This is a genomic window from Gimesia algae (assembly GCF_007746795.1).
Lineage (GTDB): Bacteria > Planctomycetota > Planctomycetia > Planctomycetales > Planctomycetaceae > Gimesia > Gimesia algae.
Window position 1 is genome coordinate 1,799,966 of record NZ_CP036343.1, and the last position, 19,670, is coordinate 1,819,635.

Consider the following 19,670-nt stretch of genomic DNA (forward strand, 5'->3'; position numbering starts at 1 on the left):
GGTCCATTCGGGAACAATTTTTATTGTATCGAAATCCAGCTGTGTCAGCGTTTCTGTTCTTGATTCAATGTAACAAGTGCAGTCACAGCAGACGGGGGGGTAGATCTGATCGACTCTATTGTCGGAATTTTCGACAGGATAACATTATCAAGGGACGCAATCAAAATCATCTTCCACGTGAACTATCCATCATTGACGACTCGATCTCGAAACTCACTCCAGTCACCAAAGCCGCCACTTAGAATTTGCAAGAGTTCTTCGGTGGAAGAGATCTTAACAATATCAGGCCAGCGGGAAAGAGCACGCTCGGCGTTTTCAGCGGAAGTCACAATCGGTCTCATATCCTCCATGGCTGGCAGGATCACCAGATTTCCCTGGTCTGCCACTGCATACAGAAATGTGGCGATGTCTGGCGTTAAGGATCGGAGTGCCGCCATTCCGCCACTGAATTCAGAGCCTTCTGCCAGACCATCAAAAAATAATTCGAGCCCTGTCCCGTCCTCAAATTCGATCAGGTAACAGCCAGACTCATCTGGTTCCTGTGCTCCTTTTTTCGCAAACAGTTTTTGTAATCTTTCTCGCTCATCCTCAGCAACGCACTCACCGACCGGTTTTTGAATCGTTTCGCCGGTAAAGGGATTCACAGCCTCTTCCGTTTGATCACTGATATGGGCGGTTTGAAAAAAGACATCAAAACTCATGATTCATCCTTCTAAAATCGAAATTGATAAGACTCTCAGGGAAGCCAGATCTTTTATAATAATTGTCTGCCGAAGCAAATCACAGGCTGGAATGCAAAGCTGATTAAGGGCATTTGCTATACGTGTATTGGTGCTGGATTTTCATCTGCAGAGATGGGAAGCATCCCTATATAATTCTGCATGGTATATTCAGCGAGATAATTTCCAGCATGCCTGTCGGGAACGCGGACAACGGCAGCGGGTGTAGCATACCGGTCTCAATCGCCGAGGCTGGTAGTCGCCGTTTTCTACAGGCTGGACGCTATCTGTACTATTAAGGAGATCGATTCTATAGAGAGTCATACAGGCGTCAACAGGGATCTGAATAAAAGCAGGTGGCGATACAGGTTGATACAGGGACGATGCTGGTGTGAGCAGTGGCGGTTCCGGGGTGAAAGGCTGCGAAGTGCGGCGACCCGCAGGCATACATTCGGAACAGGTGCTGTTCTGCGAACTGCTTATCTGGAAAAAACCGGCTGTTTTATAGTGATGACTGCGAACAAGTGGCCCGTGTTTCAGTGCACTGTAAACTGGGCACGCGCGCGACCCAAAACAACGCTTATCGCCAGCGGCGCGCCGGGGTCAAGTCTGATCTGGTCAGTGGTGGTGATTCGTTTTCAGGTCTGACTGTTTTAACATATGCACTTTGAGGACGCTGGCTATTATGAAACTCTCAATGCAGGTCGGATCTATTATCCTGAATTGTGCGAATCCCTGACGGTTTCCTGTTGTCTGCGACAACCCCGAATTGCATTCGGGGTTACCCGGTTTTGATATAATGAAATTCCAATGCAGATTCTGTTTGTCCGGCGTGATCCCGTGATCTTAATTTTCAGAAGGACATTTGAATGTTGATCCATTTGTGTAGCACACGCTTCTGCTATCGCGGTTTACTGATGCTGAACCTGTGCTGTTACATCGCCAGTCAAAGCCAGGCTGCCCCTGAGGGCAATGCTGTGGTCCGAGGTAAAGCCGGTGATTCGGAAATCGTGATCACTACAACCAATCGCCTGGCGGGCGCCATTCATTCGCTGACCTGGAATGGCAAGGAATTCATCGACAGTTTTGATCATGGCAGACAACTGCAGTCTGCTGCCAGCTTTGACTGTGGACAGCCAGGCGAATTTTGGGCGGAGCGTTTTAATCCCACCGAAGCGGGCTCGCGCTCTGATGGCGTGGGACCCACGTCCTCCAGTAAATTACTCCGTTTACAGGCACGCGACAACGAACTGCATTCGACGACCCAGATGGCGTTCTGGCTGGCTCCGGGACAGAAATCATCCGGCAGGCCGGCACTCAATACCAGTATTCTTTCCAAACATCAGATTTCCAAGCAGGTTCGAATCGGCTACCAGGGTCTCGATCAGGTGCTCGATTATCGCGTCACGTTCACGATCCCCCAAGGAGAACGGCACAACCATGCCCAGTTTGAAGCACTGACGGGGTACATGCCTGCTGAGTTTGAACAGTTCTGGAAATTTAATCCGCAGACCGGGAAACTGCAGCCTCTGGACGACGGGCCGGGCGAACAGGACGATCCGGTCATCCTGAGCACGCGAGACGGCAAGTACGCGATGGGCGTTTTCTCTCCCGATCAGCCGTCTCCCGGCTTTAAACACGCGGGCTACGGCCGATTTCGCTTCCCGGCTGCAAAAGTGGTGAAATGGAACTGCGTTTTTCGGGTTAAGAATTCAGAGGGAGTCGCCGCCGGCGATTATTCATTCCAGGTGTTCGTTGCCATCGGTACGCTGGAAGATGTCAGGTTGTCTCTAAACTCACTGGCGAAAGAAAATACAAAATAAGAACTGAAACGATCATTCGATTCTATTCTTCCAAAACAAGCATCATAATGCTTCCTGTACGGCGATTTCGAATTCCCCTTCTCTTAAAACGAGTTCACCAGTTCAGTCCAGTGAAAATCAGACCCGCGGAGCTGCTGCCAGGACTTCTTCTGAAACACCGGATGCGTATTTCATAAAGTTGTCGTTGAAGGCGGTCGCCAGTTTGATTGCCGTATTTTTATAGGAGTTCTGATCGTCCCAGGAAGAATGCGGTACCAGAATATGATCATCCACGCCGGGGCATTTCGTAATGGTGGCGGTTCCAAAAATGGGATCGACTTCGGTCGGTGCATGCACCAGGGTTCCGGAATGAATGGCATCGATAATCGCCCGCGTGTCTTTCAGGCTGATACGATTTCCCACGCCGTAGGCGCCACCATTCCAGCCGGTATTGACCAGCCAGACGTTGGCGTTGTACTTCCTGATTTTCTCAGCCAGCAGGTCGGCGTATTTCCCCGGATGCCAGACCAGGAACGGCCCGCCAAAACAGGGAGAAAAGGTGGCTTCCGGTTCATCCACTCCCATTTCTGTTCCGGCGACTTTCGCTGTATAACCACTGATAAAGTGATACATGGCCTGCTCGGGTGTAAGACGACTCACTGGAGGCAGGACGCCAAATGCATCACAGGTCAGGAAGATCACATCATTGGGATGATCTGCCAGGCAGGGAATTTTGGCACTGGGCATGAATTCGATCGGATACGCGCCGCGGGTATTCTGTGTGAAGCTGGTATCATCGAAATCAACATGATGTCGGGCTTCATCGTATACGACATTTTCCAGTACGGCACCATAACGCAGCGCCTGAAAGATTTCCGGCTCGTTTTCCCGCGCGAGATAAATCGCCTTGGCGTAACAGCCTCCTTCGATGTTGAAAATTCCATTATCCGTCCAGCAGTGTTCGTCATCACCAATCAGGAACCGCTTGGGATCTGCAGAGAGTGTGGTTTTTCCCGTTCCCGACAGACCAAACAACACCGATGAGCGGCCCGTCTGCCGATCCGCAGTCGCGGAGCAGTGCATCGACAGAATTCCCCGTTTCGGCATCAGGTAGTTCATGACAGTGAAGATACCTTTCTTCATTTCGCCTGCGTACTCTGTTCCCAGAATCACGATCTCGCCATCTTCAATGCTGAGGTCTACGCTGGTTTTGGAAGTCATGCCTGTCGTAAAGCGATTCGCAGGAAAGGTGCCCGCGTTGTAAATCACATAGTCCGGCTTGCCGAAGTTTTCCAGTTGCTCTTCGGTTGGCCGAATCAGCATGTTATGCATAAACAATGCATGATAAGGACGCGAACAGATCACGCGGACTTTAATCTGATACTCAGGATCCCAGCCGGCAAATGCGTCAATCACATACAGGTGCGGGCAGATATTCAGATAATCGGTCGCGCGTTCTCGATTACAGAAGAACGCGTGCTGATCAAGGGGGTAATTCACATCACCCCACCAGATATCATCAGAGGAATTTTTATGTTTGACGACCCGTTTATCTTTAGGAGAACGCCCTGTTTTCTCACCAGAATAGGCAATCAACGCACCCGTATCCGAAATCGAAGCCCCTGGTTCAAATCGAATGGCTTCTTCGTACAACATTGATGGATCAGGGTTACGCATTACCCAGTCCACGTTGATTCCATGTTCGGACAGATCGAACGACTCCATTTTTCACTCCATTCACTTGAATTGAATTCCAGGGTTTACGTAATCCCAGCTCGACCGAGATCAAGATAAAGCCCTTCGCACCGCTGTTCGTCGCAAGTTTACTCACTCTCCTGAGTTTCACCAAGAGAGATTCCCACCTTTGTATCCAATTACCTTCAGGATTCGGCCGGGATTCACAACAGGACTATTGTGCAGCCAGTCGCTGCAATTCGGGCTTCATTCGCCGCATCGCTACTTCAAAACTAACGGGAGGCTCATACCCGAAGTCATGTCGCGCACGACTGACATCATAATAATGAGAACTGCTGAGCTGAGACGCCAGAAAACGAGTCATCGGCGGTTCGCCGGGCAGATGCAGAACCCGGAATAGAAACTCCAGCACACTTCCGATTCGTTTCGCCGCATTGATTGAGATCCGTTTTTTGACGGGCTGCAGTCCCGCTTCAACGAGTAATTGATTGATCCATTCCCACATCAGTACCGGTTCGGGCTCATTGATAAAATAGGCCTGACCTCCAACCGGAGAATCGGGAAACAAACGTGCCGCGGCCTGGAGATGGGCCGCGGCTGCATTTTCCACGTAGCTCATCGAAATCAGATTGGTTCCTTCTCCTACCTGTCGCAAGCGTCCTGATTTGGCACGCTGAATCAATCGGGGAATCAGATGATTATCGCGGGGTCCCCAGATCAGATGCGGCCTGAGTGCGACCGTTGCCAGTCCTGCTTCTCCGTTCGCCGCGAGTACAGCACGCTCGGCCAGCATCTTGGTGTGCGGATAGTGGCAGAGAAAATGCTCGCTGTATGGCAGGTCTTCGGTGGCATTTTCGTGGGCAGAACCGTCATACACAACACTAGGTGAGCTGGTATAAATCAGTCGGGTCACACCTTGCGATTTGCAGGACTCAATGATATTCAGAGTCCCTTGAGTATTAATGCTGTAAAAGTAATCCCAAGGTCCCCAGATGCCGGAAACAGCGGCTGTATGATAAACGGTATCGATATCCTCACAAGCCAACTCGACTGTTGCTGCATCACGAATATCCCCCTGAACGGTCTCCACACCCAATTCTTTGAGCCGCGCGTATTCGCCACGACACAACACGCGAACCGTTTCCCCGGCAGCCACCAGTTGCTCAACAATATACAATCCAAGGAAGCCGCCTCCCCCGGTCACCAGCACATTCATTTGACCTGTTTCTCTGCCCAGGGAGTTAATTTTTCACGAAAGATTTTGACATTATGCCGGATATCAACAGGCAGAGCACGATGAAACAGAACGGTTTCGATCGAGTCCGTTAACGGATTTGCTTTGCCCAATACCAGCAGTTCCTGTGTGAACTGATCACGGGCTGTCTGATTTTCAGGATAGTCCCCCTGCTCCGGCTCGGCGATGATCACCGGTTTCTGATTCGGTTTTGAGCCGACTCCCACCAGCGCACTGCGATAGACTCGTGGATGCTGATTGAAAATCGCTTCACAACAAATTGTGAACATGCAGCCCTGACGGGTTTCCAGCATGTGTGCCTTGCGTCCACAGAACCAGAGTTTTCCTTCCGCATCCCGATAACCGACATCTCCCATACGATGCCAGAACCGATCGCCGTCTGGTATTTTTGCCAGCTGTGTTGCTTCGGGCCGCTGAAAATATTCACGGGTCGCCATCGGGCCCTGTACGATGATCTCACCAATCTCACCAGCAGGTAATTCAACGGCATTTTCAAGCGATTCAATCGGCTCGTTATGAATCTGAATGATTTTTATCTGGACACCAGGAAACGGCGTCCCGACACAAGTTCCTGCCCCGGACTGTGTCTGTGCTGACGTTTTTTCCAATACATCGCGCCCGCAGATCGAAGCCACCGGCAGAGACTCAGTCGCGCCATAAGGTGTACTGATGTCCGTTACTGAATTCGTAAAAGTCTGCCGCATACGCTGAATCACATGCACGGGAACCGGGGCTCCTGCGGATAGCACGCGTTTGAGCGAAGGCAGTTGAATCTGATGCTGTTCGCAATACCTGCCGATTCGATTCCACATTGCCGGTGATCCGAAGGCTTGTGTGACCCCCTGATCGTTAATCTGCCGGATGATTTTTTCCGGATCGACCTGAGCCGGCTTTGTCGGGTCCATATCGGGAACCACGGTCGTGACTCCCATGGCAGAATTGAACAGCGCAAACAACGGGAACCCTGGCAGATCCACTTCACCTGGCTGAATCTGATAGTAATCACGCAGCAGATCCACCTGCGACCAGAACATACCATGCTCGTAGGCAACTCCTTTAGGAGGTCCGGTACTGCCGCTCGTAAAGATCACAGCAGCAGGATCGGTGGCAGAACGCGGGACCATTTCAAAAGGTTCCCACTCTCCCCCCAGTAGCCACTGATAATCGATACCGGAAGTCAGAACCGGCTTGCCGACAGTCACATTCAGATGCGCTTTGGGAAAAGAACGGTGTTTCAGTTTCCGAATCAACTGTGCCAGCGGGATCGCTACGAAACCTTCGGGTTCCACTTCCGCCAGACAGCGCATGATATTTTTTCGGCCCATGCCCGGATCAATCAGAATGATGACTGCGCCCGCTTTAAATAGCGCAAAGGTCAATGCAATAAATTCCAGACTGGGGCGTACCATCAAAGCCATTCGCGTACCGGGCTGCACGCCCAGTTGAATCAGTCCTCGAGCCAGTCGATCGCTTTCCTGATCCAGTTGCTGGAAAGTAAGACTGCTGTAAGCATACCGGCCTTGCTTATCTTGACCGGTGGCAAAGACGACAGCTTTTTGAAAAGGCCAGGCTTGTGCGGACTGCTTTAAACGGTCGGCGATATTTCGTTGTGAAATAGACATAATCAGAAGGAACGCAGGCTGTCAAACGAAGTGACGCTTTTCACTGGCGGACCAGAACTTCTCCCTTGCCAAGTGTCAGAAAGTCTCCACAGTAACGGCGATACTCCGCGCTCAGACAATCTTCCGGAACAGGAAAACCGACTGAACGCAATTCGCGTAGAAAGAATGACATCCAGGCGGGCCGATATTGACAGGAATACTTGAAAGTCGGAAGTAACTCAGGTTCTGCAGAGTCACTTAACGCAGCAATCGTCCCTCGTCGCATGCTGGCACCGGGACACAGACCAATTTTCCCAAAAGAAAATATCGAACCAGCAATCATATCAAAACCAGCTGCATCGCCGAGATCGCCTCCCACGACAATCACTCCCCGCCGCATGCGATGACCTGCTTCTCTACCGGCATTACCGCGAATCAGAATCTTCCCGCCATTCATTCCCCGTTTACTGCCAGGCCAGGCGGCTCCGACCAGATCACCGGCATTTCCAGTGACATGGATTTCTCCGCCTCGCATCGCAGTCGCCAGGTTATCGGCGACATCACCTTGAACCTGAATCTGACCGCCGGACATCTCCCGGCCCAGATGCATTCCCGCATTCCCCTCAATGCGAATGGAACCGGAACTCAACTCAGCACCAATGGCTTTAACTCGGGAGCAATCCCCCACCCAGACCATTAGATCCGATTCGGCAGAGGACTGTTTCACATCAAAAAAGTCAGCGAGGGAAGCGCGTTGATTTCCCTGAAGCACTGGCAGCGCACGTACCTCATCTGCCGAGAGCTGCTGGACCGCTGCATGATTGATCGAATCAACTTCGATCGGAATCGTGAGCGCATGCTTGAGAGTAAAAGTGAAGGCCATGCGGTAGAAATTCTTTATCAACCTGTCCGGGTGGTTTTTCCCATATTGATGAGGCCTTCAATGAATCCGCGTGCAGCCAGATAATCGTTTGGCAGCATGGTTTTGATCTGGCCACGCAGAATGCTTTTCATTTTGATCGCTTCGTCATTGATTTCCTGCGACAGACTGGATGTGATGCCTGTGGAATTCTTCAAGGAATAGAGTTCCTGAATTTTTTGACGTGACTCTGCATATTCCGACCCCATCAGCGATTCGGGCCAGGAGATTTCACCTGTTGCCGGATTGAGCTGGCTGGCGTTTAAGGTTTCATTATCTTGAGAGGAAGAGGCATTGTAATAAGGACTCAAACCCGATTCCTGCAGTTTGAGATTCTTTTCCCTTTGTGCGTCTATGGCAGCCTGTTTTTGCTGAGCCAGTTCCTTATCGATTTCCGCCTTTTCATGAATCGACTCGCGGAGTGCTTTTTGGCGTGCCACATAAGTTTCAGCCAGCTTCTTCTGGTTATCGATATATTTACTGTTAGCTTCCTGATAATTGACCATGGCTTTGGAGCGGTCTATCTGCGCCTGCCCCTGAGCACGGATCAGAGAGGAGCCATCGTTGTAATAGCCTCCATAATAACCAGGGTAACCGCCATAGTAGCCGCCACCATATCTACCACGGTAACCATAAAATGCAGTGGGGCTGTAACCGCCACCAAAATTATAGACCGTTTGTCTCGGGAAGAAGGGACCAGCCGCTTGAACCATGGAACCTGTCGACAACAGGATCGTTAAACATAAACCGGACAGGGTCATCTTGTGCATCACTGGTTTCATCTCTTACCCCTGAGCATAAATTGATAGTGGACCTGATCCCATGAGGGAATTTTATTTCCCTGAAGACAGGCTTCTATGATTTCCTGATGAATCTGATCAGAATTACTTGATTTTTCAACTCGGATCATGATATCTATTATGTAACAGTTTAATGTTCTCCTTTCTATTTCGCCAGTCTTTCTTCTGAAGGTAATATGAATTCTTTACTTTCGGAGAATCTGGCATTCGCAACGATGATTAGCAGGAACTTGACTTATGCGTCAACTACTTACGACAGTGCTTTTTCTGGGCGTCAGTTTACTCACATCTGGTATCGTTTCTGCTCAAGCCCCTGATATCGCCCCACTGATAAAAGATCTGGCCAGCGATAACGAAGAACAGCAGGCGTTAGCCGCTCATCGTCTGGGAGAGTTAGGGCCTTTGTCCAAACCTGCCGTCCCGGCATTGGTTGAAGTCGTCAAAGCGGGTTCTGTCGCTTCCAAGAGTGAAGCCATTATCGCTCTTGGAAAAATCGGACCTGCTGCGTCAGCTGCTGTGCCCGACCTTGCTAAAATCTTACGTGGCTATTCCATCATTCTGAAATATAATGCCTTACAGGCACTGCGGGGTATCGGTCCTGCTTCGAAACCAGCAGCCAAACAAATTGTCCCCCTGCTGGAAAGTAACAATTCCTATCTGAAAATCGCTGCTGCCCGTACACTCTGGGCCGTTGATCCGGGGAATAAAGAACACCTGCAGCCGATTATTAAGGTCCTCGTTGACAGTCTACATGTTCCCATCAACGAAGTACGTTCCAGCGCAGCAGTTGCCCTTGCTGAATTAGGCGCACCCGCCGTCGAACCGCTTCTGGAACAACTGAAAACAGAGTACAAAGAAAACCACACAGAACAATGCCAGCAGATCTGTGACGTTTTTGCTCATATGGGAGCCCAGAGCGAAGCAGCCATTCCCACATTAATCAAAGCGTTGAAAGTAGAAAACCCCGAACTGGTCTGGCATGCTGCCAATGCATTGGGTGCCATCTCTGCAAAACCTGATGAAGTCGTACCCGCATTAACTCCTCTGCTGAAAAACTCTTCTCCTGAAGTGCGGGCCCATGCCGCGATTGCATTGGGGAATTTCGGCAGTGCTGCCAAGTCAGCTGTTCCTGAGTTAATCAAACTACTGTCTGATTCGGAACTGAACGTTAAACTGGATGCTGCATCTGCACTGGGTTCAATTGGACCTGATGCTTCCTCTGCCGTACCAGCTCTGGCGAAAGCAATGCAGGACGGTCCGACCGCCTTAACACTCACCAGCGCCTCTGCACTGGCATCTATTGGAAAAGCAGCTGTTCCTGAAGTCACTAAACTGTTAAATGAAGACTCTTCTCTCAAACTCCTGGCGATTCACGTTCTGGGTGAAATTGGTACTGAATCAGAAGAATCCATTCCGGAACTGCTGAAACTGACAAAATCAGATGATACGGATATTCGTGAGACAGCTATCGTCAGCCTGGGAGAAATTGGCCCCAAAGCAATCAAAGCAGAACCTGAGCTGATCAAGATTCTGGAAAACAGTACGGGCACAACCAGAAATAAAGCTGTTTATGCGCTTTCGAAAATAGGCAGCAAAAAAGCATTGCCACTCATTAAAAAATACGCTGAGTCAGATTCAGATGATGAACGCTTTCGGCTCGTGTGTGCCTGGGCACTCCTGAGAGAAGATCCCACCAATCCAGAAGCAGTGAACGCCGCGTTACCCGGTCTGATCAAGGCACTCTCCGATGAAAACGCGCTGCTCCGCAGAGAGGCAGCCAGTGCCATTGCCTTGTCCGGCCCTCTGGCAAAATCTGCTGTTCCCAGTCTGAAAGAAGCCCTTGAAAAAGAAAAAGACCAGCGTGTCACTTTCGAGTTAATCACAGCTTTAGCAGAGATCGGTCCCCCCGCAGCTGCTGCCATTCCTCTGATCAAACCCTATGTCAATTCTGAAGATATGGTTCTGCGAGTGGTTGCCACGTATGCCCTGGCACGCTTTGGCAAACTCTCTGAGTCCGCAGTTCCCCTGCTGGAGAAAGAACTCAAATTACATAATGAACAGGAAAACGCAGTGACTCTCTGGGCTTTAACAAAAATCGATCCGAGTCCCGCCAGAGCCAAAGCAGCTATTCCCGCTCTGACCGATCTGCTCACAAAGCATCCTAACCCGGATGCACGCGTTGAAGCTGCCATCAGCCTGGGAGAATTCGGAATCAAAACTCCGGAAATCACACAGGCTTTGAAAACCGCGGTGAAAGATAAAGATCCACGCGTCAAAAAAGCGGCTGAAGCAGCATTGAAAAAACTCAACAGCTGAATCTCAGCTGTTGAGACATGTTGTTTTTCTGCCACCTGATTAGACTCGGTGTTGATTTCAGTCAACACACAACCTACAGGGTGGAATTGAGCAGTGTCAGCTCAATTCCACATAGCCCTGATGGAATCAATCTGGAAGCCAATGATTGTAAGCAAGTTACATCAAAGGCTTCCTCAGGCTCGCTATAACAACTCTGAAACGGGCCGCTGCATTCTGATCATCCTCATCTCTGGCATGATTGTTGCATTTTAGTGCATTTCCTGATGTACTTTATTGTTCCCCGTCATTACCAGAACCGGAGTTGCCATGATCACAGTTGCCGAAATCAACGACATTGATCGCCTTGATCATTTTCGTCTGGCCTGGCATGCTCTACTTGGAAAAACTAAAGGGGCCACGTTTGCGCATTCACCCGAATGGCTGGAGCATTACTGGAATCACTTTGGACACGACCAGAAACTGCGCATACTGTTTATTACGCTGGGCAATAAAATTATCGGCATCGTCCCGTTCGTAGTGAAGCCCGTGGCTACGAAAGTGGGCACCATGCGCGTACTGACATACCCACTGGATGGCTGGGGATCGTTTTACGGACAGATTGGCTCCAACCCCGCTGCCACGATGGTCACTGCGCTGCGACACATCCATGCATCCAGACGTGACTGGGATTTGATCGACTTGAGGTACATCGATCAGGAAGGCCATGATCATCGACGCACATCAAACTCCTTCAAGTCAGTTGGGCTTCAAGGCAATCAGGCAGTCTGGCAGAAACTACCTCTAATAAAGACCAGTGAAACAAACTGGGAAGACTATCTGTCTTCCCGTTCTGCTAGAACACAACAACTGATTTCCACATCAGAACAGGCAACCCGTAAACAGGGGCATCTTGCATTTTATCGTTCTCGACTCGAAGACCCTTTAGCACCAGGCTGGAACCCGCGCTGGGACCTCTGGGCGGAATTCCAACAGATGAATTTTCTAGATGGGAATCAGCCGAACTTTGCAGGGGGCAATTTCTCAACGAACAAAAAAATTGCATTTCTGCACGACATCCACGGGCCTGCCGTTCGCGCGGGGATGGCCAGAATTGATGCACTGTTTGTCAATCATTCAATGGTTGCCTGCGCCTATGGCCTGCAACAAGATTCCGGTACGGATTACCTTGCTGTGGGACGACGCAATGATGCCCCCCGGGAAGTCATTACCACACTGATAACGCGAATGGTACAACAGTCTATTCAGAACGGAGAACCATCTCTCAACCTGGGATTAGTGGGGAACAGTCTGTCCGAGATGTGGAGTAACCAGCAGCAGGTCAGCTATCGCTGCTCTCATTTCCCGATCCTGGCACCACGTTCGCAACTGTTGAGAATGAATCGCTGGATTCAAAAACCGGTATCAAAACCGTCTGTCAAGAAAATATCTAAAACAGACTCGACCATCGTCAACCAACCTGCCGGGTTTTTATCACAGTCAATGAAACCCGCTTCCTGCATTGAAATCATAGACGCCGCGCCACAGGACTGGTCTGGGCAGCAGGAAGTTCGTGGAGATTCGAGCGATGATCGTCCACGTTTTCGTATCGTAGGTTAGCCTGTTACCAGGTTTACTTTAGCGTCACCAGGGCTATCGGGGACAAGTTCAATTGAACGAGAGACACGAAAAATTAATGTAATGCGGTCCAGTCATAACAGTACGTCAGCCAAATCAGTCTGCATTGCGGGCAAATTTCACAACCATTAATGTCCTGTCATCGCCATCATTTCCGCCTTCCAGGTGTTTCTGCAGCTTAGACCAGATCCCCTGCATTACTTCTTCCGCAGTATCTTCGATGTGATTTTCCAGGACTTTCATAATGCCATCTGAGCGAAACATTTTGCGTTCGCTGCTCATCGCTTCACTGATTCCATCACTGAATCCCACAATAATATCGTTGGTACAAATTGGAATAACTGAGTAGTCATAATCGTTTGTTTCAGTAACTCCCAGCAACATCCCGTGTGAAGTCAGACTGGTGATTTTTCCTTTATGGACCCAGAACGGAGCAGGATGACCGGCGTTTGTATAAGTGAAAGTCCGATTCTTAGTATCGATCACGCCGTACAGCATGCTCATGAACTGATGCGGCAGTGAAGTATAATACAAAGCAGTATTAATCCGACCAATGACAAAGCGGGTATCTTTTGCCTGTTCGATCGGGCCTTCTGTCAACGTTCTCAAAGCCCCTCTGACGGATGCCATCACCACCGCTGCAGGGATACTGTCCCCGGAAGCATCACCCAGAGCAAAACAGGTGATGTGTGGTGCCAGGGTAACGAACTCGCATAAGTCTCCCCCCACTTCATGGTGGCTGATCGTCTGCACGGCAGCCTGAAAATCCCGTTCCCGATGGGATTCCCGTTCCAGTTCCGCCGGAAACGATTCCGAGATCACCTTGAGCTCTTTTTTCAGGCGGAGCTGATTCTGACTTTCTCTCATTAAAACAGCACGCTCTAAAATCGTACTGACCTGGGCACCAATTGATTTGAGAATATGAATATCCCGGTCCTTTAAATGCCTGGCTCGCCGGTCAAAAGCCCACAAAGTTCCAAACGGACCAGATTCCGACTGTACGGAAACGCAGACACCTGTCAGGCATCCCTCAGGCAACCAGCGGGATAACTCCGGGTTTTCCTGCCGATTAATAATCAAAGCTTCTTTCGCAAACGCTTCGAGGTCTGGCGGTGACTCATCTAATTTTCGGCGATGGAAGGGAATTTCAAATGCCGTTAGACGGTACTGGACACGCAGGGACAACTGGTTTGACTCAGAGTTCAATAAAAAGAAGCCGGCGGCACGAAATCCCGTCAGTTGCAAAGCCGCTTCCAGCAACTTTTGTAACGCGTCCTGCAATCCCTCCTGCCTTGTAGCAGACAGCCCGACATCCACCAGAGTCGTTACTTCTCTGGTCTTAGATTCAAGAGAAGAGTTCATGGTTTCGATTCGAGAAATCAATCCACCCACCAGTTCCGCAAACTTGATCGCGGTCACAAACAGATGATCGTTTGCCGATTCATCTGGCAGGGTCAGGTAAACATATCCCAGAATCCGATTGCCATCTTCGATGGATTCATACCAGCAGTACTTCTCACTCTGGCACAATTCGGCTTCGAGTGATTTTCGTTCACCTGGCTTGGCGGGAGTAAATCGTAACGGCCAACCGGTGATTTCCGAAAACTGATCACAAATACTGTGAATCCATTGCAGAGGCTGGGTGAGTACCTGTTCCATTTCAACTGATCCAAGACGCCGAAGAAGAAAATTGTGGAGTTGAAGGCGGATTGCCCTGTTATCTCCTATCGGCCATCATTAATCAGCAGATCAGTCAGTAGTCAGTTTGTAACGGTTGAAAGGGTTAGTCGTCTCGAAATACCAGAGAATCAGCGATTCTCTCAGCTTCGATTGAACTCCATGGACAGGTTTTTAATTTTAGCGGTACCGTTCAATGATTGCACAACCACAGGAATCACTCCAGACATTAACGGATGTACGGCACATATCCAAAACACGGTCGACAGCGATGATCACGCCCTGCGCTTCGAGCGGAAGACCAACTGCCTGCAGAACGATCGCCATCATCACCAGGCCGGCATGGGGAATCCCGGCGGCACCGATGCTGGCCAGCAACGCGGTCACAGCTACCAGAATCTGCTGCTCCAAAGGCATGACGATACCGGTATAAGCCTGCGCAATAAACATCACCGCCACGGCTTCATAGAGCGCAGTGCCATCCATGTTAATTGTGGCTCCCAGGGGCAGCACAAAGGAACTGACTTCGTTCGAAATTCCCGCGTTCTCTTCCACACAAGTCATCGTGAGCGGAAGTGTACCGTTGGAAGAAGCAGTTGAAAATGCTGTCATCAGAGCCGGGCTCATCGCACGTGCGAATTTCACTGGAGAACGCCGCGCCACAAACTTTAACAGACACGGTAAAATCACCACCGCGTGGATCAATAAAGCTAAAAAGACGGCAACCATGTACCAGGCCAGTGTCTGAAAGATCTCAAACCCCTGGGATGAAACCGCATACACCATAAACGCCAGTACGCCAATCGGGGCCAGACTGATCACGAACATCGTCATCCGCATCATGACTTCAAAGCCGGCCTGAAAGAAATCCGTCAGCACTTTGGCATGCTTACCACCGACGAGAATGATAAAAATACCAGTCAGCATACTAAACGAGATAATCGAAAGAAATTCTCCCTCACCCAGCGAGTGAATGATGTTAGTCGGAACGAGTCGATCCACCATCTCCAGAAAAATAGAACCGACTGAATCTGTGCCGGAAGAAAGAGAACCACTGCCCCCCGGCAGTTCTGCGCCAATACCAGGTCGAATCAGATTGACTACGAAGATACCGGTAAAGATCGCCAGCAGACTCGTAGAAAAATAATAGAGCAGCGTTCGGGAGAACATCGCTCCGAAACGGGTCGCATTTCCCAGACTGGCAATCCCCGTAATCAGGGAAGTGACAATCAGTGGGATCGTAACCATCTTCAGTAAACGCAGGAACAGATCACCCAGCCATTTGGAAACAGCCATCACTGTTTGTGAAATACCCGTTCCATATTTCTCGTAGTCTTCTTTCCACTCTGGATACTGCTTCTCCAGTTCTTCACCGCTCTGCGCAGAAATAGATGTGACCGTTTTTTTCTGATCGACATTCCGACTGTAAGTGAGACTGATTTTCCGGGCAGAATCCACTATATGAATCAGACGCCCGGTCACTTTCACAGACACGGTTTTTTCTGGATCCCCTGTATTAAACAGGCTTTTCAGTTCCGGAAAACGCTTTAGCAGCTGCTCCCGATCAGTGAACTCATATTCCTGCGGATCCTGCTCTGCTGCTTTTTGAACAACCTCAAAACCGCCTGCAACCGGACTGACTGTTAAGGTCTGATCCTCGAGCGAGATTTCCCCCGGGTTAAATATAATCCCGAGAATCGTTCCTGCGATTAAGGCGACTAGAATCTGAAAATGCAGTGGAATTTTCTTCATGAAACACCAGCTCCCCACTTCTCGTTATCAGCTTGTAAATGAAATCGCGAAGTATCTTCAGCAATCAAGACGACAATCTCCAGCAGGCGCGCATCCTGGCTTCCATTCTCGTTTCGAGCATCAGCAAATTACTGCTAAACAGGCAGAAGCCCGACTAACTGCGGGCACTCTCACACTGAAATGGTAACCAGGCCCCGTTTTCCTGACTGCTGGCCACAGACTGTTGAATGAAAAACATACCTTCCACGCCATCATAGACATTCGGATAAATTGTGTTTTTCGGTTCAAAAGGCTGACCGGAAATTCGATTAATCATCGCATCAAAAGCAGACCGGTAGATATTCGCAAATGCTTCGAAAAACGCTTCGGGGTGCCCGGCTGGTAAGCGGCAGGCAGCTGCGCCGGATTCGTTCATGAACGGTGCATTCGGATCGCGTGTATAAATGGAATGTGGCTGCCCATTACGCCTAACAATCATCTGATTGGGTTCTTCCTGTCGCCAGGCTAATGCCCCCTTCGTGCCATCAACTTCAATGAACAGATCATTTTCACGACCGTGTGAGATCTGGCTGGCAGTAACGGTTCCCATCGCGCCATTCTGAAAACGAATGACAGCGTGACCATAATCATCCAGTTGGCGCCCCGGTGCAAAGATTTTCAAATTGCAGGAAATTTCTGCTGGCAGCAAACCTGTCATGTAGCGTCCCAGATTGTAGGCATGGGTCGCAATATCACCGAAAGCGCCCGCTGCACCTGACTTCGCAGGATCGGTTCGCCACGCAGCCTGTTTCTGATCTTCCTCTTCCAGACGCGAACGCAACCAGCCTTGGATGTAGTTAGAACGGACTGCCTGAATCTCGCCGAACTCTCCATTCAGAATCATTTCCCGGGCCATCCGTACGAGCGGATATCCGGTGTAGTTATGACTGACCGCGAACACAACACCCGATTTTTCCACAAGCGACTTCAGCTCTTCCGCCTGGGCCAGATCAAAAGTCATTGGCTTGTCACAGATGACATTGAATCCTGCTTCGACGGCAGTCTTCGCGATGGAAAAGTGCGTAAAATTTGGAGTTGCTATACTGATGAAATCAATCCGTTGATCTTCCGGTAACGCTAACTCTTTTTCGACAAGTTCTTCAATGGAACCATAGGCTCTGTCCGGTTTGATATCATAGGCAGGTGCAGATGCTTTTGCTTTTTCTGGATTGGAAGAAAGGGCTCCGGCAACCAGTTCCGCACGGTTATCCAGACAGGCAGCAATGGAATGAACCCGACCGATAAACGAACCTTGTCCACCACCTACCAGCGCCATCCGCAATTTACGATTCAATTGACCGTTCATTGTTTCCATAGTTGCCTTCCTTCCTCTCGTTGATTCATTCAGACCCGTGCGATAAAGACGAGTTCGAGTTGAGCTGCGACATGTTGAATCCGATCTGCCGGGATGGCAGTCACTTAAAAGCAGCATACTTTCGCTGGATCGGAATTACAACCAATGAGAATTTCAAGCCATGTTCCTGCAAAAACACTTATTTGGTCCCCCGGCTTTCCCGGAATTCAATCAAATCAAGTCTGGCAGGAATTTCAGATCCTGGTTACAATACGTTTGTCAGCCACGATCCAGGCGGGTCGTTCAAAATCAATTGATCAAGTTTGTATTACTCATCTGGTACAAGCGACAGGCTGTGAATCAATACCTCGTATTCTGATTAAATGTAGCACTGGGAGGCATTTGTGGTGAAAAATCAAAATGGAGAACGCCGGTTTCTGTGGCTGACCATCGGTATAATCTGCGGTATGTGTTTAACCTATTTCTGGCCACACGAACCAGCCTTTGCGGTCGCCACAGACCGTGATGGTGATCGTTTCGCGATTACGACCGTCCCGACTCGGAATGGTAATGCGGAAGGTGTTTTTGTGCTCGACTTCCTCACCGGTCGTCTGCAGGGAGCCGTCCTGAACTCACGGACGGGCAAATTCACTCATGCTTATTTCCGTAACCTCGCTGCTGACTTTGGCGTCGACCCGACAGCAAAACCACATTATGTGATCATTCCAGGTGATGTCAATCTGCCGGCACAGGGACGGGCCCAGTTTGCCGAAGGTGGATTGTATGTAGGAGAAATGTCATCCGGGATGGTTATCTGCTATGCCTTCTCCTTCGTGTTTAACAATGCACCTGGAGCACCACAACAGTTAATACCAATCGATCGGTTCCAGTTCCGACAGGCACAATAAATCCGCCAGTGGTTATCTTGAACCAACATGATACAGAAAACGGGATCCCAATCAGGATCCCGTTTTTTTTGATTGTATGCTGGTAAAAGGTGAGGGAGATTTATTCTCGTTCACAAACCAGAGCACGTGACTTACCCTGCAGACGGGCGATGATCAGTACTCCGGCTTCATCTCCTTTAAGGGACAGTTTACGGCGGAGTGCTTCAATGCCAACCGGTATCCGCCGGCATTTAATTTCGAGCTGGCCAAAATTGGCGTTTCGAAAGTACTTTCGAATTTCACGGTCATTGTTTGAAAGTTCTTCCAGAACCCGAAAGCGTCTGAAAAAAGGCGAATCTACGGCAGTAGTCGAAGTCAGGTATTCCTCTTCCGGATCCAGACGATTTAGTCCTGCCTGAAAAGCTGCCACGTCCAGTAATCCAGAGCGGACCACAGCCGGATCCGGATCGTACACATAGCTGTCCGGATCAGTAATCTCAGCAAAGGCATCCATGGGGTGACCGGCGATACTGTCGACCTGCCCGGTTTTGGAAATTGTAGTCGCACGAAATTCGTGCCCCCCTGCCAGATCGCCAAACCAGATGGTCGCTTCCTTGCACTCCCCATTCAGGCTGATCAGTTCGGCCTCGGTCTCGGGAAATTTGCCGGCGAAATTACTGGCGGGACTGAGTTTGATGGCACCGCCTTGAAACTGAGCTATTAATTCCTGAAGTGTCTCGAGTCCCGGTAGATAGTCTTCGATACGGATGACTTTTCCACCAGAATGAGGACGTCGATCTGGATCGATATGCAATCTCCCCTGACGATCCTGTATTTCTTCCAATCGTTGATTTAACAGACTGACTGAACTGGAAACGCCATAAACCTCGCTGTTCCAGGCAGCAAACAGGCAGAGGACCGGAGAGATATCAACACCCGTCACATTCGCGTGTCCTCCCAGCGCAATCAGATCCCCACCCATTCCACAGCAAAAATCATAAACCGTTCCAGAAAACCGGGCTGCCTTATGTTGTGAGACCAACTCTGGTGTCGCCTGCTCCAGACTTTTTCGATCAAACCACATCTGGTCTGCACGGGAGAATTTGGCTCGCCCCCGCTTCCGTAATTCCGAAAGTGTCAACGCAGCACGAACAACGTCTTCCGAGTAGTCCTTGCGCAACTGTTTCTGCAGATGAAATTCAGAACCGGAGTGCGCGCCGATGATCTCAAAGATTTCCGAATGCTCATACAACTGCTGAAAACAATCAAGCTCAGAGGGGGACTCACTGGTCATGGAACC

Annotated in this window: 14 protein-coding genes; 4 read left to right on the forward strand and 10 right to left on the reverse strand. The window is 49.9% G+C overall.

The window, feature by feature from the left end; translation table 11 throughout:
• Positions 1–182: 182 nt before the first annotated feature.
• Positions 183–701: a hypothetical protein gene (locus Pan161_RS06795; RefSeq protein WP_145225297.1), complete on the reverse strand. Its 519-nt coding sequence runs from the start codon at positions 699–701 to the stop codon at positions 183–185.
• An 887-nt stretch (positions 702–1,588) separates the two neighbouring features.
• On the opposite strand from Pan161_RS06795, the gene Pan161_RS06800 reads away from it, so the two are divergent.
• The gene (locus tag Pan161_RS06800; RefSeq protein WP_145225299.1) at positions 1,589–2,542 is read left to right on the forward strand and encodes a hypothetical protein; all 954 of its coding nucleotides are present in this window, start codon (positions 1,589–1,591) and stop codon (positions 2,540–2,542) included.
• Between the two features lie 117 nt (positions 2,543–2,659).
• Here the strand turns inward: Pan161_RS06800 and pckA are convergent, their stop codons facing one another.
• The 5 genes from pckA to Pan161_RS06825 form a co-directional block, all read right to left on the reverse strand.
• Positions 2,660–4,246, reverse strand: coding sequence for a phosphoenolpyruvate carboxykinase (ATP) (pckA, locus tag Pan161_RS06805; RefSeq protein WP_145225302.1), 1,587 nt, complete (start codon positions 4,244–4,246; stop codon positions 2,660–2,662).
• 184 nt (positions 4,247–4,430) lie between these two features.
• On the reverse strand, positions 4,431–5,432 hold the full coding sequence (locus tag Pan161_RS06810; RefSeq protein ID WP_145225304.1) for an NAD-dependent epimerase/dehydratase family protein: 1,002 nt from the start codon (positions 5,430–5,432) through the stop codon (positions 4,431–4,433).
• Complete coding sequence (locus Pan161_RS06815; RefSeq protein WP_145225306.1) at positions 5,429–7,093, reverse strand: fatty acid CoA ligase family protein; 1,665 nt, start codon at positions 7,091–7,093, stop codon at positions 5,429–5,431. The genes Pan161_RS06810 and Pan161_RS06815 overlap by 4 nt, the downstream gene beginning before the upstream one ends.
• Before the next feature lie 40 nt (positions 7,094–7,133).
• The gene (locus Pan161_RS06820; RefSeq protein ID WP_145225308.1) at positions 7,134–7,955 is read right to left on the reverse strand and encodes a formylmethanofuran dehydrogenase subunit C; all 822 of its coding nucleotides are present in this window, start codon (positions 7,953–7,955) and stop codon (positions 7,134–7,136) included.
• A gap of 17 nt (positions 7,956–7,972) precedes the next feature.
• Complete coding sequence (locus Pan161_RS06825) at positions 7,973–8,773, reverse strand: hypothetical protein (RefSeq protein ID WP_145225312.1); 801 nt, start codon at positions 8,771–8,773, stop codon at positions 7,973–7,975.
• Positions 8,774–9,028: 255 nt separating this feature from the next.
• Here Pan161_RS06825 and Pan161_RS06830 point away from each other — a divergent pair, with 255 nt between their 5' ends.
• Positions 9,029–11,107: a HEAT repeat domain-containing protein gene (locus Pan161_RS06830; RefSeq protein ID WP_145225314.1), complete on the forward strand. Its 2,079-nt coding sequence runs from the start codon at positions 9,029–9,031 to the stop codon at positions 11,105–11,107.
• A 306-nt stretch (positions 11,108–11,413) separates the two neighbouring features.
• Positions 11,414–12,703, forward strand: coding sequence for a GNAT family N-acetyltransferase (locus Pan161_RS06835; protein WP_145225317.1), 1,290 nt, complete (start codon positions 11,414–11,416; stop codon positions 12,701–12,703).
• A gap of 114 nt (positions 12,704–12,817) precedes the next feature.
• Here Pan161_RS06835 and Pan161_RS06840 read toward each other — a convergent pair whose 3' ends face one another.
• From Pan161_RS06840 to Pan161_RS06850, 3 genes are all read right to left on the reverse strand, one after another.
• Positions 12,818–14,380: a PP2C family protein-serine/threonine phosphatase gene (locus Pan161_RS06840; protein WP_145225319.1), complete on the reverse strand. Its 1,563-nt coding sequence runs from the start codon at positions 14,378–14,380 to the stop codon at positions 12,818–12,820.
• 198 nt (positions 14,381–14,578) lie between these two features.
• Positions 14,579–16,150, reverse strand: coding sequence for a dicarboxylate/amino acid:cation symporter (locus Pan161_RS06845; protein ID WP_145225321.1), 1,572 nt, complete (start codon positions 16,148–16,150; stop codon positions 14,579–14,581).
• Positions 16,151–16,304: 154 nt separating this feature from the next.
• Complete coding sequence (locus Pan161_RS06850; protein ID WP_197995734.1) at positions 16,305–17,504, reverse strand: Gfo/Idh/MocA family protein; 1,200 nt, start codon at positions 17,502–17,504, stop codon at positions 16,305–16,307.
• Between the two features lie 386 nt (positions 17,505–17,890).
• On the opposite strand from Pan161_RS06850, the gene Pan161_RS06855 reads away from it, so the two are divergent.
• Complete coding sequence (locus Pan161_RS06855) at positions 17,891–18,391, forward strand: hypothetical protein (protein WP_145225323.1); 501 nt, start codon at positions 17,891–17,893, stop codon at positions 18,389–18,391.
• A gap of 100 nt (positions 18,392–18,491) precedes the next feature.
• Here the strand turns inward: Pan161_RS06855 and Pan161_RS06860 are convergent, their stop codons facing one another.
• Positions 18,492–19,664: a class I SAM-dependent methyltransferase gene (locus Pan161_RS06860; protein WP_145225325.1), complete on the reverse strand. Its 1,173-nt coding sequence runs from the start codon at positions 19,662–19,664 to the stop codon at positions 18,492–18,494.
• Positions 19,665–19,670: the final 6 nt, after the last annotated feature.